The organism is Pleomorphochaeta naphthae (assembly GCF_055396005.1).
On record NZ_AP042457.1, the window covers coordinates 258,695 to 277,498 of the forward strand.

The 18,804-nt window shown below is 28.6% G+C and carries 16 protein-coding genes; 4 read left to right on the top strand and 12 right to left on the bottom strand.

What is annotated here, in order from left to right; all coding sequences use genetic code 11:
• Positions 1–3 precede the first annotated feature (3 nt).
• Positions 4–195 (bottom strand): S24 family peptidase, encoded by a 192-nt coding sequence (locus ACZ5SO_RS01160; RefSeq protein WP_464627827.1) that lies wholly within the window; start codon positions 193–195, stop codon positions 4–6.
• Positions 196–1,031: 836 nt separating this feature from the next.
• Here ACZ5SO_RS01160 and ACZ5SO_RS01165 point away from each other — a divergent pair.
• The 3 genes from ACZ5SO_RS01165 to ACZ5SO_RS01175 all read left to right on the top strand — a co-directional run bounded on the left by ACZ5SO_RS01165 (position 1,032) and on the right by ACZ5SO_RS01175 (position 1,739).
• Positions 1,032–1,172, top strand: a complete 141-nt coding sequence (locus tag ACZ5SO_RS01165) for a hypothetical protein (RefSeq protein WP_464626206.1) — start codon at positions 1,032–1,034, stop codon at positions 1,170–1,172.
• Positions 1,173–1,248: 76 nt separating this feature from the next.
• Complete coding sequence (locus ACZ5SO_RS01170; RefSeq protein WP_464626207.1) at positions 1,249–1,485, top strand: hypothetical protein; 237 nt, start codon at positions 1,249–1,251, stop codon at positions 1,483–1,485.
• A 92-nt stretch (positions 1,486–1,577) separates the two neighbouring features.
• The gene (locus ACZ5SO_RS01175; protein ID WP_464626208.1) at positions 1,578–1,739 is read left to right on the top strand and encodes a hypothetical protein; all 162 of its coding nucleotides are present in this window, start codon (positions 1,578–1,580) and stop codon (positions 1,737–1,739) included.
• Positions 1,740–2,044: 305 nt separating this feature from the next.
• Here ACZ5SO_RS01175 and ACZ5SO_RS01180 read toward each other — a convergent pair whose 3' ends face one another.
• The gene (locus tag ACZ5SO_RS01180; protein WP_464626209.1) at positions 2,045–2,338 is read right to left on the bottom strand and encodes a hypothetical protein; all 294 of its coding nucleotides are present in this window, start codon (positions 2,336–2,338) and stop codon (positions 2,045–2,047) included.
• Between the two features lie 255 nt (positions 2,339–2,593).
• Here ACZ5SO_RS01180 and ACZ5SO_RS01185 point away from each other — a divergent pair, with 255 nt between their 5' ends.
• The gene (locus ACZ5SO_RS01185; protein ID WP_464623994.1) at positions 2,594–3,967 is read left to right on the top strand and encodes an IS1380 family transposase; all 1,374 of its coding nucleotides are present in this window, start codon (positions 2,594–2,596) and stop codon (positions 3,965–3,967) included.
• 240 nt (positions 3,968–4,207) lie between these two features.
• Here the strand turns inward: ACZ5SO_RS01185 and ACZ5SO_RS01190 are convergent, their stop codons facing one another.
• The 10 genes from ACZ5SO_RS01190 to ACZ5SO_RS01235 all read right to left on the bottom strand — a co-directional run bounded on the left by ACZ5SO_RS01190 (position 4,208) and on the right by ACZ5SO_RS01235 (position 18,803).
• Entirely contained in the window at positions 4,208–4,606 is a 399-nt protein-coding gene (locus tag ACZ5SO_RS01190) for a hypothetical protein (protein ID WP_464626210.1), read from the bottom strand.
• Positions 4,587–4,823 carry a hypothetical protein gene (locus ACZ5SO_RS01195; RefSeq protein ID WP_464626211.1) on the bottom strand — a complete coding sequence of 79 codons (237 nt, stop codon included), beginning with the start codon at positions 4,821–4,823 and terminating at the stop codon, positions 4,587–4,589. Before ACZ5SO_RS01195 ends, ACZ5SO_RS01190 begins: the two co-directional genes overlap by 20 nt.
• Positions 4,824–4,889: 66 nt before the next feature.
• Entirely contained in the window at positions 4,890–5,420 is a 531-nt protein-coding gene (locus ACZ5SO_RS01200; RefSeq protein ID WP_464626212.1) for a hypothetical protein, read from the bottom strand.
• Positions 5,421–5,427: 7 nt separating this feature from the next.
• Positions 5,428–5,739, bottom strand: coding sequence for a hypothetical protein (locus ACZ5SO_RS01205; RefSeq protein ID WP_464626214.1), 312 nt, complete (start codon positions 5,737–5,739; stop codon positions 5,428–5,430).
• A 14-nt stretch (positions 5,740–5,753) separates the two neighbouring features.
• Positions 5,754–6,317, bottom strand: coding sequence for a hypothetical protein (locus ACZ5SO_RS01210; RefSeq protein WP_464626215.1), 564 nt, complete (start codon positions 6,315–6,317; stop codon positions 5,754–5,756).
• Positions 6,318–6,328: 11 nt separating this feature from the next.
• The gene (gpJ, locus tag ACZ5SO_RS01215; protein ID WP_464626216.1) at positions 6,329–14,173 is read right to left on the bottom strand and encodes a TipJ family phage tail tip protein; all 7,845 of its coding nucleotides are present in this window, start codon (positions 14,171–14,173) and stop codon (positions 6,329–6,331) included.
• A gap of 38 nt (positions 14,174–14,211) precedes the next feature.
• Positions 14,212–14,565, bottom strand: coding sequence for an NlpC/P60 family protein (locus ACZ5SO_RS01220; RefSeq protein WP_464626217.1), 354 nt, complete (start codon positions 14,563–14,565; stop codon positions 14,212–14,214).
• On the bottom strand, positions 14,565–15,023 hold the full coding sequence (locus ACZ5SO_RS01225; RefSeq protein WP_464626219.1) for a hypothetical protein: 459 nt from the start codon (positions 15,021–15,023) through the stop codon (positions 14,565–14,567). The genes ACZ5SO_RS01220 and ACZ5SO_RS01225 overlap by 1 nt, the downstream gene beginning before the upstream one ends.
• Positions 15,023–15,367 carry a hypothetical protein gene (locus ACZ5SO_RS01230; protein WP_464626220.1) on the bottom strand — a complete coding sequence of 115 codons (345 nt, stop codon included), beginning with the start codon at positions 15,365–15,367 and terminating at the stop codon, positions 15,023–15,025. The genes ACZ5SO_RS01225 and ACZ5SO_RS01230 overlap by 1 nt, the downstream gene beginning before the upstream one ends.
• Entirely contained in the window at positions 15,360–18,803 is a 3,444-nt protein-coding gene (locus ACZ5SO_RS01235; RefSeq protein WP_464626221.1) for a phage tail tape measure protein, read from the bottom strand. The genes ACZ5SO_RS01230 and ACZ5SO_RS01235 overlap by 8 nt, the downstream gene beginning before the upstream one ends.
• Position 18,804: the final 1 nt, after the last annotated feature.

Here is an 18,804-nt window from a genome sequence, read left to right on the forward strand (position 1 = left end):
TTATTAATATGGATGATGGTGTAACCAACCAACAACTTTTCCTAATATTTGAGCCCTTTCAGGATCAACCACTTTAACTTCATATCTAGGATTTTCACTTTTAATAATTAACTTTTTATCAAAGTGATCAAATTCAAGTCTTTTAACTAATAGTTCACTATCAACAGAGATTACATATATTTTATTACCTTCAATAAGGTTGTGAGCAAATACAACTAGATTTCCATAAAAGAGCTGAACTCAATTCAATGAATCTTCTATAACTTCAGCTAAAATTGTTTCTCTTTAGGAAACCTTTTTACAAATCTTTTTAAAATTAGTAAACGTTCTTCTGAAAAGTCCTCTAAGCCCTATTCTTCTCAAGGGGGTACTAATACTTTGTTTTTTAATAAAGGAAATGAAAAATTATCTTTACTGATTATTATAGTTGTTACTTGTTAATGAGAATCAATCCATGATTTTTCTTGAATTGATTATTTTCAATAATTCGTTTTCATTTTTTTCTTAAACATTTTACCTCCACCATATAATAACTAATTTATATTTATGCCAAGTTGTAATAATTGTAATTTTAATTAATCTAGAATAGGCCTTTATTTTCATAACAGCAATAAATTGATTGGTTTATGTAAAACGTCTTGAAAATTTATTCTGAGAATCATTAAAATATTTTCTAATTTCTTTTGTCTATTATAACTCGATATATTTATCCTCATTAAGTCTAATAATATGCTATTATTAGATTAATATAATGATAAATCGGAATTAATATTGAGTTAGGTTAATATTTTAACCTTGAAACTATTATTACACTAATTTATGTGTAATGCAACAAAAAATTAAAAAATGGGAAAAATTACAAGAGGTTAGTATAGAGTGGAATTATGATGAATTGGTGAATACTGGAACATTTTTATTAGCTTAATTATAAAAATGTTCACTAGATATTGTCAGAATTATATTGGGCAAGAGTATCTTTAAATGGTCAATGAGTTAAAACTACTATACAAAAAGAGGGTGCCTCTTCCCAAATGGGAATAAGTAAAGAAAGAACTTGGTTAACTTATTTGAATGAAATAGGATTGTCAAAATCTACAGCTTATCGTTGGTTGTGCCTTTATTCTCCAACTGAAGATAAACTTTATTCAGTAGATGAAATTAAAAATATCTAATTTATTTGAAGAAGTTTATACCCTAAGAAAATCTAAACCTCAATATAAGCCTAAGGGGTAGGATAATAAACAAGAGTTGGCCTATCAAAAATGGGAAGAAAAAGCTCATCCAAATTTTCTAAGTGAAGATGTTGTTCAAAAAGAATATAAAGAATTTGATAGGGAGTATTTAAATATTCTATCTAGAACAATGAATAACCTAACTTCTGATGACATCATAAGACAAATAGAACTTTGTAAAAAATATCAAGATGTGCAACTAAGCTCCTGTAAAAGATCTGATATATCGTTTGATATGTGTAAAAAGCTTTAGAAATGTTTGATGAAGATAAAAGAGCTGATATTGCTCTATCTATTGCTAAGGTTCTTCAACTAATTGCAATCGATAGTGAAATGGAGGAATAGATGGATAAACCATATATTCACACGTATTGTGTCTACAAAATAAGTCAAAAAAAGGTAAGTCAAACAACTGTAGATACTATGTGTGAATGTTTAAATGCTGTGGTAAATCAAATTTTTATAGGTAATAGATTCTCTGCAAGAATACAAGAAAATATAGCATAATATTTAGGATATACTTTCTAGTTTGAATTAGTATCTTCAATTGCTGAATTTATAAAAATATTGTAAATTATAAGTAAAATGAATAATATATTCTAAGAAATAATGATTAAAATAGCGAAATTATTAGATTTATTGGATTTATATCATAATTTTTCAGAGAATCTTTAAACCGTTTAAAAAGGTTTTTAAACAATAAACAATAAATTAAACAGTTTAATCCTAAAAATCTTTATGTTTAAAGATTCCTTTAATAATTATAAAAATAAATTTCGCGAATTACTTATTATAGAATTGCGAAATACAAACTAATGAATTTTTAAAGTATTTAATTTATCGATTATTCTTACAATAGTAGAAGTGTAAATTAAAATAGAAGAATTGCTATTTTGGTTTTCAATATCGAAAAACATATAATTCAATTCAGTAATAATCAATTTTTCTCTAGTAGCTGTTTTATTATCAGAAATAAATGTTGAAATCATTCTAAAACTATTATTAATTGATTTAATGTTTTTTATTATATTTTCACCATCAGCAGTTGAAATAATAAAAGGCTTTAAATTTGGTTTACCCTTATAATTGTAATTTTTTTCTAGCATTTTTTTGTATTCATTTAATACTTCTAATAATGTTTTGTACTTGTAAGTAAAATTTGGGAGATCTGTTTTCTTATATACTTCGTTGAATTTTAAATTAATATCGTAAATATGATCTTCTTCTTCTTTTATATACCTGAATCCGTATAGAATACAAAATAAGTAAAATATATCAACATATGTATAGTAAATTATAGACTAAAAAAGCCTCTTATGTTACAATTAAATTATCACAAAAAACGTAACAGGAGAGGCCAAATGATTGATTTTGATTCTACAACAATTACACTAGAGAGTAAAGCAGGTTTAAACTTAATTTCTAAAATTTTAACATTTGCAATGATGAAAGTTAATGATAATGCTGAATATGATTTGGATACCCTTAAATCTAAAAGTCTTTTAGAAAATGAAACTATATATAAAACCTTAGTTGGTTTAAACTCTATGGGATTTACTAATTTTTCTGATGTAGAGCAATTTAGAAATAATGAAGTATTTAAAGAATGTTTAAATCTTAAATTCACTCCTGCTCAAGAAACACTAAGATTGTATTTAGAGAAAGAACGTAGTGCAAATTTTATTGAACATTGTAATTTAGTTAATATTGAATTACTAAAGAAAGTTTCTTTCCCATGTGAAAAGATAAGTGAAAAATATATTCCATTAGATTTTGATGTAACACCTATGATTAATCCTAAATGCAATAAAGAAGAATGTTCTAGAACATATAAAGGGGAAGATGGGTTTGCACCACTTATGAGTTACTTAGGCTCTTATTGTATTGGAGCTGAACTTAGACCTGGAAAACAACATTCTCAAAAAGATTCAATACCGTTTGTTCAAAAGGTATTGGATAATGCTAAAGAGATACTTACTTTAGAAGATTATAGTAAAGTGTTGTGTAGATTTGATAGTGGTCATGATAGTGTAGAAACTATTAATGTACTTGATAAAAATAATGTTAACTTTATTATCAAGAAAAAATGTAGAAGAAACGACTATTCACAAGATTTATTAGAAAGAGCTAAATCATTATATGATAAAAAGATATCATATGATTATAGACAAACAACTGTATACTATGGTTATTTTACCCAAATGTATCCAGTAGGAAAAGAAAATGTTACAAATAAGGCTCAAATAGCATTTAAGATAAAAGAGATTTATGAAGATAAAAAAGGTAATATATTATTATTTCCAGAAATAGAAGTAGAGCTTTATTGGACTAACCTTATTGAAGATGCAATAACAGTAGTTAATCTATATCATGATCATGCAACAAGTGAACAATATCATAGTGAAATAAAAACTGATTTAAACTTTGAAAGATTAGCATCTGGTAAATATAGAGTAAATGAAATGTTATTAGCAGCTATTACTAATGCTTATAACATTTTGAGAATAATTGGAGATATTACATTATTAAATCAATTCTATTTACCTGAAGGAACTAAGGGTAATAAAGATAGAATTAGAATGAAGACAATATTAAGAGATATTATTTATACTAGTGCCAGATATATGAGAAAAGGAAGAAATAAAGTGCTTCGACTCTATAAGAATAATCCTTGGACAGGGTTGTTATTAAGAATTGATAAATTTATTAACATATATTTTCCGCTTTCTGTTTAACACTCAAATAATATAAATACAAAACAACAGAAATAATACTTCTAATATCAATTAGAAGAGTTTAGTATGACTGAAAAAAGTTGTATTTGGAAAAAATTAAAAATATTATTCTTTCTTCTATCAAAATAATGGAATAAAATGTAAAAATAGAAATTGCTAAAACAAATAGACAAGATAAAATCCGTACAACAAAATAATTCAATTATAAAATAGCCAAAAATTAGCTATAATTATCAATTATTAAGATTTATACGGATTTAGGATATAGTTAATTAATAAAATATTAATTAAGATATTAAATTGATATAAAATATTATTATAAGAATTAATACAAAATCCTCGATAATATTTTCTCCATTCTTTTTCATCTTTGTATAAAGTATATCCTTCATTAATATTGATTGAAGAAAAAATTGCTATAATACTCCCTAAATATAGATTTGTCCAATTCGAATTTAAATTTAAAATATAAAAATTAGATAACTTAAAGGGAATTATAAACAAAATAATTAATATTATATTATATTCCCAATTAGCTCTAATTAAAGTATCAAATAAAGTTAATTTTAGAAGAGCAAAAAAGCCACAATATTTTCTATTTGTTTTTATTAATAATTTATTATGACTGTATAATTTCATCTATTAAAACCTCTAATTTGGAATCTATAGTGTTATTAAAATTTAAATTCTGGTTTTTAAATATTAAAGTATTTTGTTTTTGATTCTCCAAATTAATTACTTGATATTTTCCCCCTCTTGGTATTATTCCCGCATTTCCCGATTTGATTTCTTTATATGGTCCCAGTTTTGTTATGATTAAATATTCTTTTTTTGTTTTTTTATCTATTATTTTCATAATCGAAAATCCTCCTGAATAATATAAGTATTGTAACATCTATTTTGAAGAATTTTCAATGTTTAATTAACCAATCCAAATAGACTCAATATCCCAATAAATATTTTTGTTAATTCGAATATAAAAGCATAATCTTCTATCTAGTTTATTTGAATAGCATAATAATTGTTTACCCCAATTTTTTCTAATTTGCTCTAGATATTGAGAATTAGTTATTGTTTTGTTTGGATGATAATAAATATCTCCATTTGATTTTGTAATTAATATATCTAGAGTTTCTGTCTTCTCCTTAATATAGTAGGTATTAATTAAATTGCCTAATTGATTATGAGAATAGCAAATATCGTTTTTGAAAATATTAAAAGCATGAAACTTATAATTGGCATCTAAAACTATTTCAAAGTTATTATTTAATGATAAATAATACCTATTTATTTTATAGCTATTTTTATCATAAACTAATTGCAAAATACTTACATTTTTTAATATCAAAGGTTTTGATATAAATGTTTGATCTAAAATTGAAGGCTTTTTAATTTTTAGATTTTTGATTGTTTTAATAATTTCTTTTACATTTATTTGATCTTCTAAATTCATTTTGTTTTTAATATTTTTTTAAGGTGATAGTATTTGAATTAGCAACAATAATTGAAACTTCTTCTCCTTGTTCATTAGTTGTTAAAGCTGTAGCTGCATTGTAATAATAAGAGCTATATGACATTATCATAGTGTCAACTAAACCAACTTCTGAAGAATTTTCAAATGATACATTATAAATTTTATCAGTATCTAAATTTACATCAATTAAAGATGTAGATTTAAAATTAAAGGAAAATAATTTATCATCTACACTTACACTTACAAATTCAGAATTTAATAGTTCTGTTCCTTCTAAATTTTTAATTATAATTCTCATATTTTTTCTCCTGTTTAATATGTTCCTATCTTATGATTATTTAGATTTTCAACACTCAATTGTTTACCTATTGTAAATCCATTTGAAGTTGGCCCATTGTAATATCTTAGAGGTCTTCCTGCTGCTGAATTTGGAGGATATCCGTAAGCCTTTATTGCAACAGATCCACCACCATGTTTATCACCTTCACACTTTGCATAAATGTAATACCAGCCTTCAGCTGAACCAAAATAACTTGTTAATTCATTATAGTAAAATTCTCCATCCCAAGTATCTGTTTTATTTTCAAAATCACAAATTGTATATCTTTTTATAGGTGTCCCATCCGCTTGTCGTTTTTCTATCCAGATAGTTAAATCTGGACCATAATTTCCCCAAGAATATGTTGTGTATACATTTATATACCAATCTATAATTATTGGATTATAAGTACCTCCACAATTATGAACATAGAAAAGATAAGTCCCTGTTGTTGTAGTTTTACTGTTGGGATCAGACCATGAGAAATTCCATGATGGAGTATGATTTTCACTATTTAATTTAGAAGCTATTATCTCATCTCCTTTAGTCCAGCTCATTTTTTTCTCCTTTAAGTTGCATAAACTTTTCCATGGAATTCTCCAGCAGTTGCATTTAGTGTTGTTGCAAAAATACTACCAACTCTATTGCTGCCTTGTCCTATAGATGCTGAACTAGTTTTTGGTAATAAGTTGTTAAATTTTACTGCAGATAATTGACCAATAGTTGTAATTGAACAAGATAAAATTTCATATACTCCTTTTGAAGATGTTTGACCTCCCCATTTTTCTACCACAATAAAGTCTCCATTACTCATTTGGAAAGTTATTGAGTTTGATCCTCTTGTAACAAAAATTGGATTTACTGTTTGATCAGGATATCCACCACCTTTAATGCTTAATGTTCCCGAACAAGGTGTTGAAATTCCAAGGGTTAAAGTGGAGAATGAATTATAAAAATCTGTACCTGAAAAATAATTTAAATTATTTGATGTATTCCAAGATGGAGACGTTAGAGAAAAAGAATCATTTCTATATTCTTTTTCTTTTATAAGTGAATATGTGTTATTAGTATATTTTAATAAAACTCCTTTACCAGTTATTTCAGATTTAACTTTTACTTGAATATTATCTATTCGCACTTTTGATTTTTCATTGTTGCTTGAATTATATACAAAAACTTGTAGATTTGTTCCAGCTGAGAAGTTTCCAGAGTAAGTATAGGTTTCTTCTTCGGCAAGTGTTGTTACCTTACCTAATTGCTTTATAAAAGTTCCTTTATCTATATCATCATGTACAGTAATATAATCTCCAGGATTTAGAATATCTCCATTTTTATATAACACTGAAAAAGTATCATTTTTAATTGCTGTAACATGCATTGATAATTCAACATATTCCCCACCTGGTGGGACAATAAAACTAATTACACAAAAATATAATTTTGTGTTGTTAGAAGATCCTAATTCAGTTTGATAAATGTTACTATCAGAATATTCGTATAAAATAGCTTTTCTATTTGAAGATGATAATCTTGTAATACCATTAATAGTTTTCCCACCATAACTACCACTTGCATTTTGAACAGTTTCTGACTCATTTATTGTAGTTAATTCGTCATATAATTCATCAGTTGACCAAATTGATTTTGCAGGAGAGGAAGATAAAGTTGTGCCTATCACTTGTTCTTGAGTACTTAATGGTTCAGAGTCTATTAATCCTCCAAATGTTCCAGTACCTTTAATCTCAACGGCTCCTGTATTACCATCTATTTCAAAGGTTTTTTGACCATTGTAATATGCTGCAATAACAGCATTGTTGTTTACCATCTCTGCCTTAAAAAGAAAGCCTAAATTCTCACTACCACCACCAACTCTAATTTGATTTGCAACTAGTTTATTTACAAATGCTTCCAATACAGCTATCTTTTCAAAAAGAGTACTTATTCCATTATTTTCTGCCCATACATTTATATTTTCAATATTGTTAGAAGCAAGAATATTCATGAACTGATTTAATTCAAATTCTTCTTTTTTTTGAGGATTAAATATCTCTTTATTTATGATTATCCCATTTAATATATTGAAAGAACCTATAATCCAAAAATTAGAAGATATTAAATTGTTTGAATTATTAAATTCAACCCAATTAGATGAATTATCATCAACTAGAATCTTTACAAAGTTAATATTCATTCCATCAAAAATTACATAACCTTTTCCATCTGTAGTTATTGTTTGTGAGAAAGATTGAATCTCAAATCGGGTATCGCCAATATATAAATATCCAACATTTGATGTTAGTTCACCATTTTTGTCAAAACCCATAAGGGTTAAGGTATTTCCATTTGTAACTTTTAATCCTAAATAACCGGGAGTTCCTGGTTCACCTTGTGGACCTATTGGACCTTGGTCTCCAGTTTCACCTTTAGGTCCCTGTATTCCTTGCTCTCCTTTTATCTTTACCCAGGCATATGAAGAAGGGTCATTACTATCATTTAAATTAAAATCAGAATACGTTCCTATATATGTTTTATCTAGACTGTCTGTTGTTGAAAAATCAGTTGTTCCATCTGATGAATTAGCCCAAGCAGCATGAAAATATGAAGTTTTACCATTATCTCCAGTTGGACCTTGTATTCCTTGGTCTCCCTTAGCTCCTTTAATTAAACTCCAATTATAATCTGATGGGGTAGAGCTATCAGTTTCAGTATGGTCTGTATAAAATCCAATATAAGCTTTATTTGTGGGATCTTGTGAAAACCCGTTACCTAAAGAATCATCTGCATAAGCAATATGATTATAAGAAGATAATCCATCCATTCCTTTTGGTCCCTGAATTCCTTGCTCGCCTTGGGGGCCTTGGATTCCTTGAATACCCCGCAACCCTTGAACGCCTTGTGGACCTTGTTCTCCTTTTATTTTTACCCAGGCATATAAAGAAGGGTCAGTACTATCATTTAAATTAAAATCAGAATACGTTCCTATATATTTTTTATCCAGACTATCAGTTGTTGAAAAATCAGTTGTTCCATCTGATGAATTAGACCAAGCGGTATGAAAATATGAAGTTTTACCATTATCTCCAGTTGGACCTTGTATTCCTTGGTCTCCCTTAGCTCCTTTAATTAAACTCCAATTATAATCTGATGGGGTAGAGCTATCAGTTTCAGTATGGTCTGTATAAAATCCAATATAAGCTTTATTTGTGGGATCTTGTGAAAACCCGTTACCTAAAGAATCATCTGCATAAGCAATATGATTGTAAGAAGATAATCCATCCATTCCTTTTGGTCCCTGAATTCCTTGCTCGCCTTGGGGGCCTTGGATTCCTTGAATACCCCGCAACCCTTGAACTCCTTGTGGACCTTGTTCTCCTTTTATTTTTACCCAGGCATATAAAGAAGGGTCATTACTATCATTTAAATTAAAATCAGAATACGTTCCTATATATGTTTTATCTAGACTGTCTGTTGTTGAAAAATCAGTTGTTCCATCTGATGAATTAGCCCAAGCAGTATGAAAATATGAAGTTTTACCATTATCTCCAGTTGGACCTTGTATTCCTTGGTCTCCTTTAGCCCCTTTTATTAAACTCCATTTATAATCTGATGGGGTAGAACTATCAGTTTCAGTATGGTCTGTATAAAATCCAATATATGCTTTATTTGTGGGATATTGGGAAAACCCGTTACCTAAAGAATCATCTGCATAAGCAATATGATTGTAAGAAGATAATCCATCAGCACCTTTTGGACCCTGAATTCCTTGATCACCTTTAGGTCCTTGAATTCCCTGTAATCCTTGAGCTCCCTTTTCACCTTGAATACCTTGTGGGCCTTGTTCTCCTTTTATTTTTACCCAGGCATATAAAGAAGGGTCATTACTATCATTTAAATTAAAATCAGAATACGTTCCTATATATGTTTTATCTAGACTGTCTGTTGTTGAAAAATCAGTTGTTCCATCTGATGAATTAGCCCAAGCAGTATGAAAATATGAAGTTTTACCATTATCTCCAGTTGGACCTTGTATTCCTTGGTCTCCTTTAGCCCCTTTTATTAAACTCCATTTATAATCTGATGGGGTAGAACTATCAGTTTCAGTATGGTCTGTATAAAATCCAATATATGCTTTATTTGTGGGATATTGGGAAAACCCGTTACCTAAAGAATCATCTGCATAAGCAATATGATTATAAGAAGATAATCCATCCATTCCCTTTGGTCCCTGAATTCCTTGCTCGCCTTGAGGGCCTTGGATTCCTTGAATACCCCGCAAGCCTTGAACTCCTTGTGGACCTTGTTCTCCTTTTATTTTTACCCAGGCATATAAAGAAGGGTCATTACTATCATTTAAATTAAAATCAGAATACGTTCCTATATATGTTTTATCTAGACTGTCTGTTGTTGAAAAATCAGTTGTTCCATCTGATGAATTAGCCCAAGCAGTATGAAAATATGAAGTTTTACCATTATCTCCAGTTGGACCTTGTATTCCTTGGTCTCCTTTAGCCCCTTTTATTAAACTCCATTTATAATCTGATGGGGTAGAACTATCAGTTTCAGTATGGTCTGTATAAAATCCAATATATGCTTTATTTGTGGGATATTGGGAAAACCCGTTACCTAAAGAATCATCTGCATAAGCAATATGATTATAAGAAGATAATCCATCCATTCCCTTTGGTCCCTGAATTCCTTGCTCGCCTTGAGGGCCTTGGATTCCTTGAATACCCCGCAAGCCTTGAACTCCTTGTGGACCTTGTTCTCCTTTTATTTTTACCCAGGCATATAAAGAAGGGTCATTACTATCATTTAAATTAAAATCAGAATACGTTCCTATATATGTTTTATCTAGACTGTCTGTTGTTGAAAAATCAGTTGTTCCATCTGATGAATTAGCCCAAGCAGTATGAAAATATGAAGTTTTACCATTATCTCCAGTTGGACCTTGTATTCCTTGGTCTCCTTTAGCCCCTTTTATTAAACTCCATTTATAATCTGATGGGGTAGAACTATCAGTTTCAGTATGGTCTGTATAAAATCCAATATATGCTTTATTTGTGGGATATTGGGAAAACCCGTTACCTAAAGAATCATCTGCATAAGCAATATGATTGTAAGAAGATAATCCATCAGCACCTTTTGGACCCTGAATTCCTTGATCACCTTTAGGTCCTTGAATTCCCTGTAATCCTTGAGCTCCCTTTTCACCTTGAATACCTTGTGGGCCTTGTTCTCCTTTTATTTTTACCCAGGCATATAAAGAAGGGTCATTACTATCATTTAAATTAAAATCAGAATACGTTCCTATATATGTTTTATCTAGACTGTCTGTTGTTGAAAAATCAGTTGTTCCATCTGATGAATTAGCCCAAGCAGTATGAAAATATGAAGTTTTACCATTATCTCCTGTTGGCCCTTGTATTCCTTGGTCTCCTTTAGCCCCTTTTATTAAACTCCATTTATAATCTGATGGGGTAGAACTATCAGTTTCAGTATGGTCTGTATAAAATCCAATATATGCTTTATTTGTGGGATATTGGGAAAACCCGTTACCTAAAGAATCATCTGCATAAGCAATATGATTGTAAGAAGATAATCCATCAGCACCTTTTGGCCCCTGAATTCCTTGATCACCTTTAGGCCCTTGAATTCCCTGTAATCCTTGAGCTCCCTTTTCACCTTGAATACCTTGTGGGCCTTGTTCTCCTTTTATTTTTACCCAGGCATATAAAGAAGGGTCATTACTATCATTTAAATTAAAATCAGAATACGTTCCTATATATGTTTTATCTAGACTGTCTGTTGTTGAAAAATCAGTTGTTCCATCTGATGAATTAGCCCAAGCAGTATGAAAATATGAAGTTTTACCATTATCTCCTGTTGGCCCTTGTATTCCTTGGTCTCCTTTAGCCCCTTTTATTAAACTCCATTTATAATCTGATGGGGTAGAACTATCAGTTTCAGTATGGTCTGTATAAAATCCAATATATGCTTTATTTGTGGGATATTGGGAAAACCCGTTACCTAAAGAATCATCTGCATAAGCAATATGATTGTAAGAAGATAATCCATCAGCACCTTTTGGCCCCTGAATTCCTTGATCACCTTTAGGCCCTTGAATTCCCTGTAATCCTTGAGCTCCCTTTTCACCTTGAATACCTTGTGGGCCTTGTTCTCCAGGGACACCAGGAATTGATTTATTATCATAAAAAATATTTGAGTTTTTATTTAAAATATCTGTCTCAGGATAAACTGATATTCCTGGATAAAATTCAGGAATAGTAACTCCCTGATAAATTTCAGGAATATAATCAACAGCTGTTATTTCACAATTTTCATTTTCACTTCTTCTGATATTTGTTACTTTTGCATTAATAGTTTCTTTTTGAATTAAACCTATAGCAACTAAATCATTTTCATTTATATTAAAAGAATAAGCTTGATCAAAAGTTAAAATAGAAGTTTCTTGTTCTTTGTTAATGATAGCTAAAGATTTATAAATCCCAGATGAAGATCTAATTGTGATTCCATAATTTTGACCTTCTACCATATTAATTTTTGAGTCTATTTCTATTTCATAAATCCCTAATTCATTTTCATTAATATTAATAATTCTTCCTTCTCCAAGTCCAAATAAGAAAGAATCATGTTCTATTAATATTAAATCTCCTTTGGCACAAAGAAGTCCTTCAATATCACATGAAAGGGAATATGTTCTAAGTCTTTTTGTAATCTCTAATAATCTAACTCTAGCTATTTTTGCAATTTGTTCACTATTAGTAATACCAAAGAAATTTATTGTGGTTGTATTGTCTTCTTCTGTAGGTTCTATATCAAATACAATATTTTCATCTTGATCTAAAGAAATATATCTTTCTACTTCTGCATAATCTAAATCTTCATCTTGATATTTACATTTCAAAAAAGTAGTTGGAATATCAATTGTTTTATTCATTGTAAAATTCCAAGCGTTACGTGGAGTAAACATTTGAGTTGGATATAATTCTTCTTTATCAATGTTTATACCAATCTTTCCACCTGCAATTCTAAGTTGAGCTAAATTTGAAATAGCTATAAAATCACAAATTTCTTTAATAGTATAATCACTTGTTATCCATGTATTGCAGGTGAAATTATTATCTTCACAAAAATTGTAGAAATCTTCAAACTCATTAAAAACAATTTCACTATCATCTAGGGCTCTTGGATTTATATTTTTATTTGTTAATAAATATAAAAGGATAGCAGCGGGGTTATTAGTTTCAGATGTTGTCCAGTATTGAGGACCTGAACCATTATTATTAAAGGCTCTACATTTTAAACTGGCTTTTGCATTAATAGCATCAACAATTGAATTTAGTTGATCAGTAGCTTTTATCTCGATTTCTAATAAAGCGTATTTATCACTATTTAAAATTGCATCTGAAGAATAAGTGTTACTATTGTATGTATAGCTTTGAAGAATATCAAAATAGATAGAATCAACATATTTTGCATCATCAGATAAAGCGTTAAGTCTTGTAACTCTTACTTCATAAATTCCAGTATCAGAACCAACTGGTATAAATGTTTGCATTTCTCTGTAACAATCTTTTAATACCGATTTGTTAACTTCTTTTACAATAGTCCAAGTTTCTTCATTCTGTGCTCTATATTCAATTCTATAATTTAAATTTATAGATTCTTTTGTATCTTGATCTTTATATTTAAAGAGGCCTGAAGGTGCACAAATTCCAACACGTATTTTATTTGTATTGGAAGCAGTAGCCCTAATAATTGGAGTATTTTCTTTTAACTCTAAGTTTATTTGTGATTCAATTATTCTAAATCTAAAATAATTTGATAAGCCTTTATATACAGTAATTCCTTCATATTTATCAATTGGAGTATTTCCAATTTTTATTGAAGATAAATCTATATCAACATCAGAATACCCAAAACAAAATAATTGTCTAAAATATTGTTTATCATCTTTATAAACAGAATAGGGAAGAGCTGCTAAATCAGGATATACTCTATAATTTCCTAGTAACACGGGAATATTACTATTTTGTCTAAAATTGTTACTAGAACCTCTTAAACTAGGAGATGTTTGAATCTTTTTGGCACTAGGTAGAGAATTTAAGGTATTATATAAATAAATTCCACCAGCTATTAAAGAAGTAACACTTACTCCTAAACTAATAACAGCAATTGCTGTTGCTGAAAGTCCTTTAGGAATATTTCTAAACACTATGTAATCATCTTTACTAACTTTTATATTTTTATCAGTACATGGTTTATTATTTAAAAATATCTGGTAATCTTCACAAGAATACTTTTTAACTAATTCTTGAATAGTATAAGTCCCAGTTTGTTCATATGTATTGTATGATCCATTAAAAATGTTATTAATAATTCTGATTTTCATATCTTATTAATAACATATTAAGGCCTTGTAAAATCGCATTAATAAATTGAAAAGTAGCCAATTATCAAGTGTTTAATTCTATTTATTTTTGTAATTGTAACTCCATTTTTTGTCATATGTATTATTGAATTATCAAGATATATTCCTATATGTGTGAGATTCTGGTTAATTGATTTAAGTAATACCAAATCATATTTTTTAGGAGTCTTTACTTCTGTAAAATTTTTTATAGTAATATTTAATTCTTCAATATTTCGAACATTAGAAAATAGGGGAAGTGTAATATTTAATTCTTCTTTTATAAAGTATCTTACAAATCCCCAGCAATCTAATCCTGGGTTATTCCTTCCATTTTCTTTATATTCTAGAGAAAAATATTTATTTAAATCCATTATCCAAAAAGTCCTGGAAAGTTTATATTATTATAGCTTGAGTTCCCAATTTTATATGAAAGTCGATTGTTTGAGATTAATTCAATTGTAATTAAAGAGTTGGAAGGAATTTTTATATTACTTACTTTATTATTATATGGGCCATCTATATAAACTGAAGGATTATCTCTATCTATTAACCCTATTTTAATTTCAATTGGTTTAGTTGTTTTTTGTAAATAATAAGTGAGTTTTTTGTCTATATCATCAATTTCTATTTGGCTATTTGAATCAATAGCTTCAGGTTCTGATGGTATATATGTGAAATTACAAGGTTTATATGTAATATCATTTACAACCAATTCAAGATTATCATTTATAAAATAAAATGAAAAATCTTCACCAACTATCTCTAATAATTGTGTAAATATTTTAGATGAGTGTTCTTTATAAAATTCTTGAACTATTGTTGTTTCCATTATCTATTTTCAACCTCTATTGATATATTTAAATTAAATGAGTTAATACCAACTCTTTTAGCTGTCCATTTTATTAATCTAGCAATTTGAATTTTGTCGCTTATAAAATCATTTATATAAAATGCATCAGCCCCATCATTTATTTCTTTATAGAAATTTTGAAATTCAAGAAATTGTTGATTTGAATATTCAATCTGTCCTGATAATTCATTTATAGAAACTGAAGATTTTTTTCTTGATTTGATAGGACCTCTTTCACTTTGATTTGTAATCAAATTATCTTTTGGATTAAGAGCCCAATTTATTTCAAATAAGGGTAAATTACTTGGCCATGTTTTAAGCATTATATCCATTCCTCCTTAATCCATATCTTGAAGATAAAGCATTATCATATCTGCCTTCATTTATTTGAGTATTAACAACTTTTCCAATCATTATTTTATACTCTTTGATATCGCCATTTTTTGATTCTTCAGTTTTGACTTCAGCTCCAGTATTGTTAATTATTGTTATTGAAACATGATTAGAATCCTCTTTTTTACCTAAATATGCTTCTCCTTTTCTAATTGAATCACTTATAGCTTCTGGAACAATAATTTCTCCATTATGAATTTGGGATATTTGATCTCCTTGAACATTCCAAGTACCAACATCATAGGAGGGAAGCGGGGTAGCTTCTATTGCAGCAACTTGTGCTGCTCCTGTAGCAGCAGCCATAGCTGATAGAGCTATTCCTTGCCAACCACCAGGATCAGCTAATAATCCAATTACAGCTTGAAGGGTAGAAATAGATGCATCAAATTTTTTAATCTCTTTATTTCTTTTAGCTTGTTTAAGTTCTATTTCTTTTTTCTTTTCATCAAATTCTTCTTCAATTTTTAGTTTTTCCAAAGCCTTTTGCTTTTCTAATGCTAGCTCAGAATCTCCATTTTTTATTGCTTCATTATATTCTCTTTGAAGTTGTTCTTTTTCACTTTCTTCAGTTAATCCTAAATCTTCGAGTTTTTGATTTTTTTGTTTTTCTAAATTATCTAGTTGTTTTTCTGTTAATGCATCTAAATATGAAGAAATTTCACTAGACATTGATTTAAATTGATTTATATAAGAGTTAAAAGATTTTAAATTATCAGCTAAAGCTTTTTCTCTTTTATCTTTTATTTCTTCTTGTGTTTTCTCTTCATTTTCTTTTATTTTTTCATTCTTTTCATCATATAATTCAATTTGTTTTTGAGTGTAGTACTTATCAAGATTAGTTATATCTTCACTAGTTGCTTTTCCATCTTCAATTTTCTTATTTAAAATTTCTTTTTCTTTTTCATATTCTTCAGCTATCAATTGTTTTCTAATCTCATAAGCTTCTTCTATAAAACCTAAATTTTCTAATTCATTAGCTGATTTATTCTTTATTTCAATTGCCTGGTTTCTAATTAGATCTAAATATTTTTCACTTGTTTCTTTTCTCTCTTTTTCTAGTTCAGTATTTTTCTTTTTTTCTTCTTCTTTAATTTTTTCATTTGAATTTTCTAATAGAATATTTTGTTCATTTTTATAATATTCTTCCAAATCAATTAAAGCTTGGTTTGTTGCTTCCCCGTCTTCAATCTTTTTCTTTAAGATTTCTTTTTCGCTAGCATATTCACTTTCTAGTAATTGTTTTCTAATTTCATATGCTTCTTTATATTTTCCATTACTCTCTAATTCAGCAGCAGCATTTTCATCAATGCTTATATTTTGTTCTTTTAATTTATCTGCATAATTTTGATTATTTTCTTCTCTAAGTTTTGTTAACTCTTCTTCAGCTTCTTTTTTTTCATTAATAATTTCTTGTTCTTTTTTTAAAGCTTCTTCATCAATTTTTTCTTTTTCCTGTAAATAATATTGATTTAGGTATGTTAGTTCTTGGTTTGCATTTTTATTTTCTTCAATTCTCTTTTCTAGTTGAGATATTGAAATGTTATTTATATCTTCTTCTTTTCCCACTAATTCATAATCAGTTGCTAATTTTCTAATTGCATCTTCTTTTTCACTTTCAAGGATTTCTTTTTTTAATTCAGCAGCTTGTTTAAAGTTTTCATTTTCTTCTTGTTTTATTGCTAGATTCTCTAATACTTTATTTTTATATTCGCTATTTAAATTTATAGCTTCTTGCGTTGTTGAATTTAATGTTTCTTGATTATCTTTCTCTTTTTCCAATGATTCTACAACGGCCATTATTTCATTATAGAGTTCTTCATGGGTAGTTTTGTATTTTGAAATATCAATAATATTATTTGAAACTGAAATCGCTATTTCATTAATAGAAGCTTTTAGTGGGTTTTCTAACTGTGCTAATTCATCCATTCTTTCTTCATATTTATCAGCTAAATCTGCATAAAATTTATCAAATATTGTATCATTTACCTTATATAAATTCATTGAAACATCGCTAGCAATAGATTGGAGGGTATTTAGCATTGCTCTACCTTCAGTATCTAAATCTTCTGCTGAAAGCAACGCATCAATTTGTCTTTTAACAACATCAATTCCTTTTTCTCTAGCAAGTTTAAAAGCGTTATATTCTCCTCTTGTTGCTTTTAATTTATTTTTAAATGAATCTATCTTTTTTTCTTGTTTTTCATAAGAATCTGAAAGCTCTGCTAAAGCTCCTTCTATCTGTGCTTTTGCAAGGTCTCGTCTAACTTCTAATAGGGCTTTTTCTTCTTCTGTTAAATCTTTTGTATTCCCTGATAATTGTTTAACAATATTTGAATATAGGTTGCTTTGATTTTTTAAAGTTGTAGTAGCATCTGTTAATTTCTCATTACTTGTTTTTATGTTTGAGAACAAAACTCCTAATGCACCAAGAGCTCCTATTGTTATTCCAACAGGTCCTGTACTAAGTGCTAGAAGGGAAGCCCCAAATACTCCTGCTGCTGTTGCTGTCAATTGAAGCCCATCAGGAAGAGCATTTATTCCTCTTGATAAATTTAATACAGTGGAGCTTAATAAAGATGCAATTGGTATTAAATTATTTCCAATTTCTGCTTTTGTATCTTCAAGAGATTGTAGCATTCCTTGAGAAGAGTTTACATAACTATCAGCTGTTAAAGCCGCATCACCTAATTTATAATTGTAATCTGTCCACAATTGAATATTTTGATGTAATGCATTTTTGCTTTGTGATACTACACCTGATAATACAGCCTCTTGCTTTTCAAGATTAGTCATCTCTAACCAGGTTTTATTTATGCTCTTTGCATAAGCTCCTTGGTCAATAGTAGCAACTGATAAACTTACTCCTAATCTTCTTAAAGCTTCAAATTGATAAGATAATCCTGATTGCATAGCAGCCATAGCTTCTGCTACTGGAACATTGGAAAAAGAAGCTAAGTCATTAGTAATTCCAACAACAGCTTGAGAATATTTTGTAGCAGCTTCAACACTGTCTCCATATCCTGTTCTTAAATCTTGTTGAGTTGCTAAAAATTCTTTGGTGTCGATAATTCCTCTAGATGTAGCTTTTGAATATTCATCAACAAATTCTTTTGCTTGAATTTCCATCCCGTTAAATACGGTATTAAATTTATTATCTAATTCTTGTAATCGTGAGGATGCTTGAATAAGTGATTTTACAAGCATACCTGAAATAATAGTTGTTGAAACTGTCTTTATTTTACTTCCCATTTTTTCAATTGAATCACCAGTTTTCACAACTTGTTTTTTAGAATTAGCTAAATTATTTTCCAAGGCTGAAGTATCACCTGTAATTTTATATATAAGTGTTCCTACTATATTTGTCATC

Coding starts and splice junctions, on each gene's coding strand:
- ACZ5SO_RS01210 (WP_464626215.1), bottom strand. CDS start 6,317: ATGAGCTGGACTAAAGGAGATGAGATAATAGCTTCTAAATTAAATAGT.
- ACZ5SO_RS01230 (WP_464626220.1), bottom strand. CDS start 15,367: ATGCTTAAAACATGGCCAAGTAATTTACCCTTATTTGAAATAAATTGG.
- ACZ5SO_RS01220 (WP_464626217.1), bottom strand. CDS start 14,565: ATGGATTTAAATAAATATTTTTCTCTAGAATATAAAGAAAATGGAAGG.
- ACZ5SO_RS01175 (WP_464626208.1), top strand. CDS start 1,578: ATGGATAAACCATATATTCACACGTATTGTGTCTACAAAATAAGTCAA.
- gpJ (WP_464626216.1), bottom strand. CDS start 14,173: ATGAAAATCAGAATTATTAATAACATTTTTAATGGATCATACAATACA.
- ACZ5SO_RS01205 (WP_464626214.1), bottom strand. CDS start 5,739: ATGAGAATTATAATTAAAAATTTAGAAGGAACAGAACTATTAAATTCT.
- ACZ5SO_RS01185 (WP_464623994.1), top strand. CDS start 2,594: ATGATTGATTTTGATTCTACAACAATTACACTAGAGAGTAAAGCAGGT.
- ACZ5SO_RS01180 (WP_464626209.1), bottom strand. CDS start 2,338: ATGCTAGAAAAAAATTACAATTATAAGGGTAAACCAAATTTAAAGCCT.
- ACZ5SO_RS01200 (WP_464626212.1), bottom strand. CDS start 5,420: ATGAATTTAGAAGATCAAATAAATGTAAAAGAAATTATTAAAACAATC.
- ACZ5SO_RS01190 (WP_464626210.1), bottom strand. CDS start 4,606: ATGAAATTATACAGTCATAATAAATTATTAATAAAAACAAATAGAAAA.
- ACZ5SO_RS01235 (WP_464626221.1), bottom strand. CDS start 18,803: ATGACAAATATAGTAGGAACACTTATATATAAAATTACAGGTGATACT.
- ACZ5SO_RS01165 (WP_464626206.1), top strand. CDS start 1,032: ATGGGAATAAGTAAAGAAAGAACTTGGTTAACTTATTTGAATGAAATA.
- ACZ5SO_RS01225 (WP_464626219.1), bottom strand. CDS start 15,023: ATGGAAACAACAATAGTTCAAGAATTTTATAAAGAACACTCATCTAAA.
- ACZ5SO_RS01195 (WP_464626211.1), bottom strand. CDS start 4,823: ATGAAAATAATAGATAAAAAAACAAAAAAAGAATATTTAATCATAACA.